Below are 8,322 nucleotides of genomic sequence, written 5' to 3'. Positions count from 1 at the left end.
GCTGTGATGCTGAAAATCGAAGGTGGTTTTTGGCTTCATTGTTCGCCTCCCTATGGGGCGTTTCCTGAAAAAGGGTAACGGGTCTGATGTTGCCATCCTGAACGGTAACTACCCCGCCTTCAACTGCTTGTCACCCTATATCTTTGTCTGCTACCAGGAGCTGGTCGAAGACACCGAGCTGAACCGAATAGCAGGTGACGTATGAGATAACGTCATCGGCTAGCGGAATGACCTATGACTGTATGGGCTGGAAAGTCACAGACTGGTGCCAGGGTTACAGCTCAAATAAGCCCCTACCGCATAACTGCCGCTGTAATCACCCCACTACATGGCTTCACCATCAGGCATACCTCCAGAATAAAGTCATGGCCTACGGGATTGGTACACACGATCGGAGCAATGTCGCCCCTGAGGTAAGACAGTGATAGTTCAAACAATAGTCAAGTGAAAAAAAGAGCCCAGCCATTAGTTCTAAGGAAGGTGCGAATAAGTCACCAAACATAAAAATGCGCCTTTGTAAGTATTTGAATTTAATAAACTAATTTTTTCAGTTTCATTGTGGAGGGTGCTTATTCGCACCCTCCCTTGACCATTACCGCCGAGCTTTCCAAGAATGGCCGCCCTCACTTGATCCCACTCACTGATAGCGCCTTGCGGGTGTTGAGAGAGCAGCAAGCGGCAACGGGGGATAGTCCCTTTATCTTTGCCCACGCCACCAAGCCGAGCGAACCAATGCCGATGGCTTCACTTAGCCAAGCGATTGATCGTTACCGCAAACGCGCCGAGATGGCGCACTTTATCCCCCGTGATTTCCGCCGAACCTGTAAAACTCTGATGGGCGAGCTGGGCATAGCCAAAGATCTGCGCGACCGCCTACAGAATCACGCCCTGAATGACGTATCCAGCAAGCACTATGACCGCTATGAATACCTGCCAGAGAAGCGGCGAGCCTTGGAGCTATGGGAGCGGCGGTTGTTGGATCTGGCAGCGGATACTGTGATTTCCGTTAACTTCTGGGGACGTGGGTTATCTTCCTGAATACAAAGGCATTGCTTTAGCGACGATGAATAGTAATGTGAGCCCTAATGGTGTTACTCAATAAAGAGTGACAATAGCTCTTTGCAATAACAGCGTGCTAACTTAGCTCACAAAATCGTCAGCAATGCACTTGGAGTACTTAAAAAAATGCTCAAGCTCATTTCTCAACTATTCACCGAAGCAAAAACAGTAAGAAAGGCAGTGGACATATTGTCACGTACTCTAGGGGTTAACCCATCATTGGTATCACGTATGATGGGGGATCTTGGGCCTGAGTGTGGTAACGAACTAGGGCTGATGATTGCAAAAACGGAGGGGAGTGCAACTGATCCTTTCCGCTTCATCTATGAATGTGGCGCACTAATATTTTTCTTCCATTGGTGTTTGTATAAGAGTGCTGGTGACATCAATTGGATGCACCAACATCTAGCAAAACAGGGATTCTTGATTGATCAGATCAGTACAGATACGCATGCGTTAAGTATCGCACAGTCACTACTAGGTGGTATTGAATTACGGGGGTACGACCTGCGCAGATTCAACCAAAACCTCTCTGTCTTTATGGCCGAATATGAAGAGTATCTTGACAGTGATGGCACAAGGGAACCGCCAAAGCTAGTTTTACATTAGGGAAGGTGCGAATAAGTCACCAAACATAAAAATGCGCCTTTGTAAGCATTTGAATTTAATAAACTAATTTTTTCAGTTTCGTTGTGGAGGGTGCTTATTAGCACCCTCCTTAGTAATGGCACCCAGTTCACATTTATAATTACAAACCCATGGTATAAGTTAGCTAATTGTATATAAAGAATTAAATGCTTAAGTTTCATCGAAGAGAATGCTTTTTTCGCATCGTTCTTAATATACCGTGGAAGCAAGTGAAATTTTAGGGAAGGTGCGAATAAGTCATATGGCACGAGAGCATTTAATGGTAACCCATTGATATTAAATGACTAAAATTTTCATTTTTTGTTCGTGGGATACTTGTTCGCACTTTCCCTAAACGCAATTAACCCCCTCAAAAGCCTCTCCACGGCCTCCAGCCTGCCCCGCAAATCGCGTTTCTCTGCAACGGTATTGCTGATGGCACTTTCAATCGCTGGATCCAATATGGAGAAGTCCACTCTTAATTGCTGGTACTCAGCGAGCATTGAATCACATTCCTGCAACCCCTTACGGTAGTGCTGTGCTCTCGCGATCAGTCCTTCCAGGACGGATTCATACGTTTCCGACTTACGCTCCTTACCCGATTCCGTTACAAGCGCACAAGGCCCAATAAATTCCTCTTTGAAATGCACTTCATCGAACTTGGGAGTCCTGATGAAATGAGAACAGCGCTTCCCATCATCAACATGCTTCCTTTTTAGAAGTCCCTTATTTACGAGCTTGATCAGATGCCGATAAATGAAGGTATAACGATAACGCCGCTGACCTATCTGCGATTCTGCTTTGTCACCAAAAATGGCATTTACAAATCCTATCGCAGTGAAGTCATCCATCTGCCATCGAATGAGTGCGGTGTAGAGCGCGGTTGGTAACCACACGGTCTGGGAGCTCATAAGTAATCCTGGGCCTCGAACGAAAACACTTAGTGGAAATCTAAACTCGTTTGCGGATTATAATCCGTGGTCGTTAGCCAGACAACCAGAGATAGTGCTCGCCAGCGAGAGGCGAGACATGCAAGAGCTAGCAAAAAAATTTGGTGATGCTGTACGTGATAGACGGCTTCAATTGGGCGTATCGCAAGATGCACTCGCATATGCGGCCGAAATTGATAGAAGCTACGTAGGACGAATTGAGCGTGGTGAGGTCAATGTCACCCTGGAAAAGGCTTATCGTCTTGCCAGGGTTATGGGGTGTGACATTCGCGATCTGCTGCCATAGATATATTTGCCAAATAATTATCTCTTTACCCAGGGAAGGTGCGAATAAGTCATATGGCACGAGAGCATTTACTGGTAACCCATTGATATTAAATGACTAAAATTTTCATTTTTTGTTCGTGGGATACTTGTTCGCACTTTCCTTAACCGACAGTCATGGCTCTCAACTGATTTTTTGAGCGACAACAAACTATCGAGAACATCGGGATCTATTGCAGGAACATCACCTGTACCGAGATTTGAAAGCAATTTGGTTATACTGAGACGTACCAGTTGTTATTCGGCAAGAGCCTTGGCTCTCTGGACAACCTCGGGTGATTCGGATGAGATGATGTCCTTTAATGTTCTCCCCATACGGGCTCCTACTAAAAACAGAATGAAAGGCCCACGCAATACTGCATGGGCTATCAGTATTAGATCAGGAAATCTTCCAGCGCTTTACCACCTTCAACAGCTGCCGCGATAGCTTTAGGCATACGACCCTGACCAGTCCAGGTCTTCTCCTGACCATCCTCGGTATAGCGGTATTTTGCTGGACGAGGAGTGCGTTTCGCTTTAGCTGAACCGTCAGCTTTCGCCGGAGCCGCAGTACCAACCAGCTCACTCGGATCTATGCCAGCTTCTTTCAGCAGCTCGGTAAACTCAGCCAGTTTTTGCAGGCGCTCGGCTGACTCAGCTCTGATTTTGCTCTCTTGATGCTCACGTTCGGCATAGATTTCGTCAAATTTGTCTTTAGCCTCGACCAACTGCTCAAAAGAGAGCTCACGCAATGCAGCACGAAGGCTACGGATATTCAGCAGAATTTTCAAAAAATCGTTCATTGATAGCCTCATGTATCACATTTTTATATCTGGAGAATTATCTCTCAATCCCAGCATCAGCTCCACTGTTTTTGGCACCAAGATGATTATAGAAATAGCATTATTCAAAAAGACGTGAGCGATATCGCGTTTGGATCTGCTGAGTGACCTGGCTCTAATCTTCTATGACACTGTGTAGCTAAGGAAGGTGCGAATAAGTCATATGGCACGAGAGCATTTACTGGTAACCAATTGATATTAAATGACTAAAATTTTCATTTTTTGTTCGTGGGATACTTGTTCGCACTTTCCCTTCCTCTTTCTGATTTGCCCGTTAAAAATTTCAACCATGAAATACACGGACAATAGTAATAAACCTATTATTTAACAGATGATTGGGGGCCTGAGCCCCCAATAATGTAATTTATTGAACATTACGACATTGACTGAAAATATCTAGACCCTTTTCGTAAACTGATGTTTTGACGTCCCAGATACCCAATACAGATGAGAAAATATTATCGTGTGAGTAACGAGTATCAGCGGCTTTCTGCTGCAAACACGCCATATCAACGCCTTTCTCTTTGGTAAATCCAGGTGACATCCACACCTGCATAGGAACACGGGTCTGATCATCCGGTGCAAACTTGTACGGTGTACCGTGTAGGTAAAGCCCTAATGCTCCCAGTGATTCACCATGATCGGAGACGTAGAGCAACGCGGTGTTGTACTTATCTTCGTAGGTTTTCAACTTGGCAATCATCTCTCCAATCACGAAATCGGTGTAGCGGATGGTGTTGTCATAGGTGTTGGTGAGCTCTTCATCTGTGCAGTTTTCAATATCACTGCGTGGACAGTCAGGGGTGAACTGACGATGAGCATCAGGGTAGCGCTTGTAGTAGGTTGGGCCATGGCTACCTATCAGGTGGAAGCCAACCAGCTTATCCCCTTTCATTTGAGCAATTTCACTATCGAGGTCTTGAAGGACAACCTCGTCATAGCATGTGTTTTTATCGCAGAACTTAGGGTGATCCTTTGGTTCGATTTCGATGTTAGGTACTCGGTCGCAGACGCCTTTGCAGCCTCCATCGTTCTCCTTCCAAAAAATGGAGATCCCCGTTTTTTGCAACACATCTAGCAGGCCCTCGCTATTGCGAGCGCGATTATCATCAAACTCCTTTCTCCCCATATTGGAGAACATGCAGGGGACGGATACAGCGGTTGCTGTCCCGCAGGAGCGGACATCGTTAAAGGAGATCACACCACCAGACTTACTTGTGAATGGGTTGGTATCTTTCTCATAGCCATTCATTGAAAAGTTCTTACCACGAGCAGTCTCACCAACAACCAGGAACATCAATGTTGGTTTGTCCTTTTTCGTAACCCGTGTGGCATCATCACCTAAAGTAACAAAAGGGATGGGCTCTGCCATATAGCGTCTATACAGGTACTTACTGGTGCTATACATGAAGTTAGCTGGAACGATTTCACGATTTAGAGTCTGATTGTTACGACCAATTGATGCGTAATCTTGGTAGTACAAGGCAGCAATTATCCCAACTATTACCAAAGAGAAAAACATAGATAACAATCGCTGGGCGATACCTTTGTACCAGGTAGATGCATACTCAATTTTCACAAAAAATATCAATGCTGCGGGTAACAAACCGGTCAAAATAACCCAGATTATTATTGGAGCGTTAACGTATGCAAAAGCTTCGCTTTGGTTTGTTTCAAATATATTCTGGATCATATCACCATCAAACAACACACGATATTTCATCATGGTGTAACTGGCGATAGAACCTGTAACAAACAGGAATGCAAAGAACGGCTTCATCAGAAAGCGGATCGAGAATGGCATGAAGACGAAGTTTAATGCAGCAACAAGTAGGAATGGGATTGAAACTACAAACCCTATTTTGAAGTGCTCGATGTTAGACAATATGTCATAGAAATGGAGCAGAACGGGCCAGTTCAGCAAAAATGCGAATACCAAAGCCAATAGCAGTACAAATGGAACAACTTTTATTCTGACAGCTGAAAACATAACAATTACCTGTTAAACGTCTATTTCTATAAAAACCACTTCATTAAAATATCAACGATTCGCAACTCAATTATTCCGACATTGCTTAAAGATATCTAATTCTTGTTCGTAGATAGCCGTCTTCACATCCCATATTCCCAGGACAGAAGAAAATATGTTGTCATGAGAATAGCGATTGGCTGCGGCATTTTTCTGCAAACATTCCATATTCATGCCTTTTTCTTTGATGAAACCAGGTGACATCCACACCTGCATAGGAACACGGGTCTGATCATCCGGTGCAAACTTGTACGGTGTACCGTGCAGGTAAAGCCCTAATGCTCCCAGTGATTCACCATGATCGGAGACGTAGAGCAACGCGGTGTTGTACTTATCTTCGTAGGTTTTCAACTTGGCAATCATCTCTGCAATCACGAAATCGGTGTAGCGGATGGTGTTGTCATAGGTGTTGGTGAGCTCTTCATCTGTGCAGTTTTCAATATCACTGCGTGGACAGTCAGGAGTGAACTGACGATGAGCATCAGGGTAGCGTTTGTAGTAGGTTGGGCCATGGCTACCTATCAGGTGGAAGCCAACCAGCTTATCCCCTTTCATTTGAGCAATTTCACTGTCGAGCTCTTGAAGGACAACCTCGTCATAGCATGTGTTTTTATCGCAGAACTTTGGGTAATCCTTCGGTTTGATCTCGATGTTAGGAACTCGGTCGCAGACGCCTTTGCAGCCGCCATCGTTCTCCTTCCAAAAAATGGAGACCCCCGTTTTCTGCAACACATCTAACAAACCCTCGCTATTACGAGCGAGATTATCATCAAACTCCTTTCTCCCCATATTGGAAAACATGCAGGGGACAGATACAGCGGTTGCAGTCCCACACGAACGAACATCATTAAAGGAGATCACGCCACCAGATTTACTGGTAAATGGATTGGTGTCTTTCTCATAGCCATTCATCGAGAAATTTTTACCACGAGCGGTTTCACCAACGACCAGAAACATCAACGTGGGCTTACTTTGATTAGTATCCCGTTTTGCATCATCACCTAAAGTTGTAAATGGGATTGGTTCAGCAAGATAACGATTGTAAACGTATTTAACGGTACTATTAACGAAATTGGCTGGAACAATCTCACGCTGGAGGTTTGAATTGTTGCGCCCCACTGACACATAATCTTGATAGTATAGTGCTGCAATAACCGCAATCACTATAAGTGATGCAAACATCGATAGGGCACGAGTTAGAATCCCTTTGAACCATTTTTCCTCATATTCAATTTCAACAAAGAAAAGTAAAATGGCAGGGATAAAACCAGCAATAGTAACCCATACTATAATTGGTAAGCTTAAATATGCTAACGCCTCATTTTGATTGGTTTCAAAAATATTCTGAATCATGTTTTGATCAAACAAGACTCTATACTTCATCATTGTGTAACTAACGATTGCACTAAGTGCGATAAGAAGTGCAAAAAAAGGCTTTATTAAATACCGTATCGAAAATGGAACAAATACAAAGTTAAGCGCTGCAACAAGCAATATTGGTAATGAAATGGCGAAACCAAACTTAAAATCTTCTAATTTGTAAAGGATTTCGTAAAAATGGAGAACTCCACGCCAGTTCAGCATAAATGCAAAATACAGTGCCAAAAAGAACATAAGCGGAACAATTTTTATTTTTATAAGGGAAGGCATACTTACTCCATTAATAGTCCAACAATCACTTTCTAACGAGACATCTTGTCTTTATGTTGAAAATGAATGGTAACAAAGCTGTACGTGAGCTTAAGCGGCATTTTGTCATTTACTGATAAAAATGCGATCTTAATCACAAATGTCTTATCCGAAATGATACACAGCTAAAATTAAGGAAGTCTTAAGATGCGCTTCGTTCAGCTTTCTATCGCTTGAAAGCCAATAGCAAGACACCGCCAGCGATCATGCCAATGCCCAGCCATTCTCTGACCGATGGTCGTTCACCAAGGAAAGTGAAAGCAAAAATAGCAACCAGGACAAGGCTGAGCTTGTCTACTGGGGCAACCTTAAAAGCCTCACCAATCTTGAGTGCTCGAAAGTAACAGACCCAAGAAACGCCTGTTGCTAAACCTGACAGAGTAAGAAAAATCCAAGTCTCTGGTGTTAGACCAAAAGGATTGGCCCACTTCCCTGTGTAAGCAATAAATGCTGATAAAACAACGATGATCACTCCTGTGCGGATCAAAGTTGCAAGGTCAGAATCAACCCCCTCCACCCCTACCTTCGCAAAAATTGCAGTCAGAGCAGCAAAAATTGCAGACAAGAAAGCCCAGTAGAACCACCCAGTTTGTGAGTCCATTTGACACTCCACAATTCGCTACGCATCAATGTTAAATTTTTTCACATGGCGCCATCCAGCTTAAGTGTTTCTTAATAAATCCCTGACACTCTTTCATAGACGGCGATTCGTCTAAGGAAAGTGCGAACAAGTATCCCAAGAACAAAAAATGAAAATTTTAGTCATTTAATATCAATGGGTTACCAGTAAATGCTCTCGTGCCATATGACTTATTCGCACCTT

The 8,322-nt window shown here is 43.8% G+C and carries 8 protein-coding genes; 3 read left to right on the top strand and 5 right to left on the bottom strand.

The features are described 5' to 3' along the window. Positions 1-585 precede the first annotated feature (585 nt). Both ACNPAA_RS20095 and ACNPAA_RS20090 read left to right on the top strand, forming a co-directional pair. Positions 586-1,038 (top strand): site-specific integrase, encoded by a 453-nt coding sequence (locus ACNPAA_RS20095; RefSeq protein ID WP_201972457.1) that lies wholly within the window; start codon positions 586-588, stop codon positions 1,036-1,038. 147 nt (positions 1,039-1,185) lie between these two features. Further along, positions 1,186-1,668: a hypothetical protein gene (locus tag ACNPAA_RS20090; RefSeq protein ID WP_128821499.1), complete on the top strand. Its 483-nt coding sequence runs from the start codon at positions 1,186-1,188 to the stop codon at positions 1,666-1,668. A 332-nt stretch (positions 1,669-2,000) separates the two neighbouring features. On the opposite strand, the gene ACNPAA_RS20085 is transcribed toward ACNPAA_RS20090, so the two are convergent. Then, positions 2,001-2,597 (bottom strand): hypothetical protein, encoded by a 597-nt coding sequence (locus ACNPAA_RS20085; RefSeq protein WP_395270544.1) that lies wholly within the window; start codon positions 2,595-2,597, stop codon positions 2,001-2,003. Positions 2,598-2,715: 118 nt separating this feature from the next. Between ACNPAA_RS20085 and ACNPAA_RS20080 the strand changes: the two genes are divergently transcribed. Then, entirely contained in the window at positions 2,716-2,922 is a 207-nt protein-coding gene (locus ACNPAA_RS20080) for a helix-turn-helix domain-containing protein (protein WP_005895552.1), read from the top strand. A 412-nt stretch (positions 2,923-3,334) separates the two neighbouring features. Here the strand turns inward: ACNPAA_RS20080 and ACNPAA_RS20075 are convergent, their stop codons facing one another. The 4 genes from ACNPAA_RS20075 to ACNPAA_RS20060 all read right to left on the bottom strand — a co-directional run bounded on the left by ACNPAA_RS20075 (position 3,335) and on the right by ACNPAA_RS20060 (position 8,100). Continuing rightward, positions 3,335-3,742, bottom strand: coding sequence for an H-NS family nucleoid-associated regulatory protein (locus ACNPAA_RS20075; RefSeq protein WP_111875117.1), 408 nt, complete (start codon positions 3,740-3,742; stop codon positions 3,335-3,337). A 403-nt stretch (positions 3,743-4,145) separates the two neighbouring features. Next, positions 4,146-5,771, bottom strand: coding sequence for an MCR-3-related phosphoethanolamine--lipid A transferase (locus ACNPAA_RS20070; RefSeq protein WP_101531736.1), 1,626 nt, complete (start codon positions 5,769-5,771; stop codon positions 4,146-4,148). Positions 5,772-5,837: 66 nt separating this feature from the next. Further along, positions 5,838-7,460, bottom strand: a complete 1,623-nt coding sequence (locus ACNPAA_RS20065; protein ID WP_111273845.1) for a phosphoethanolamine--lipid A transferase MCR-3.16 — start codon at positions 7,458-7,460, stop codon at positions 5,838-5,840. 205 nt (positions 7,461-7,665) lie between these two features. Further along, positions 7,666-8,100, bottom strand: a complete 435-nt coding sequence (locus ACNPAA_RS20060) for an EamA family transporter (RefSeq protein WP_111897046.1) — start codon at positions 8,098-8,100, stop codon at positions 7,666-7,668. Between the last annotated feature and the right edge of the window lie 222 nt (positions 8,101-8,322).

The organism is Aeromonas sp. PS2Canimalfood6 (assembly GCF_048276795.1).
Classification (GTDB): Bacteria; Pseudomonadota; Gammaproteobacteria; order Enterobacterales; family Aeromonadaceae; genus Aeromonas; species Aeromonas caviae.
The sequence above is the reverse complement of the archived record's forward strand: the minus strand, read 5'-3'. Positions and strand labels throughout refer to the sequence as shown.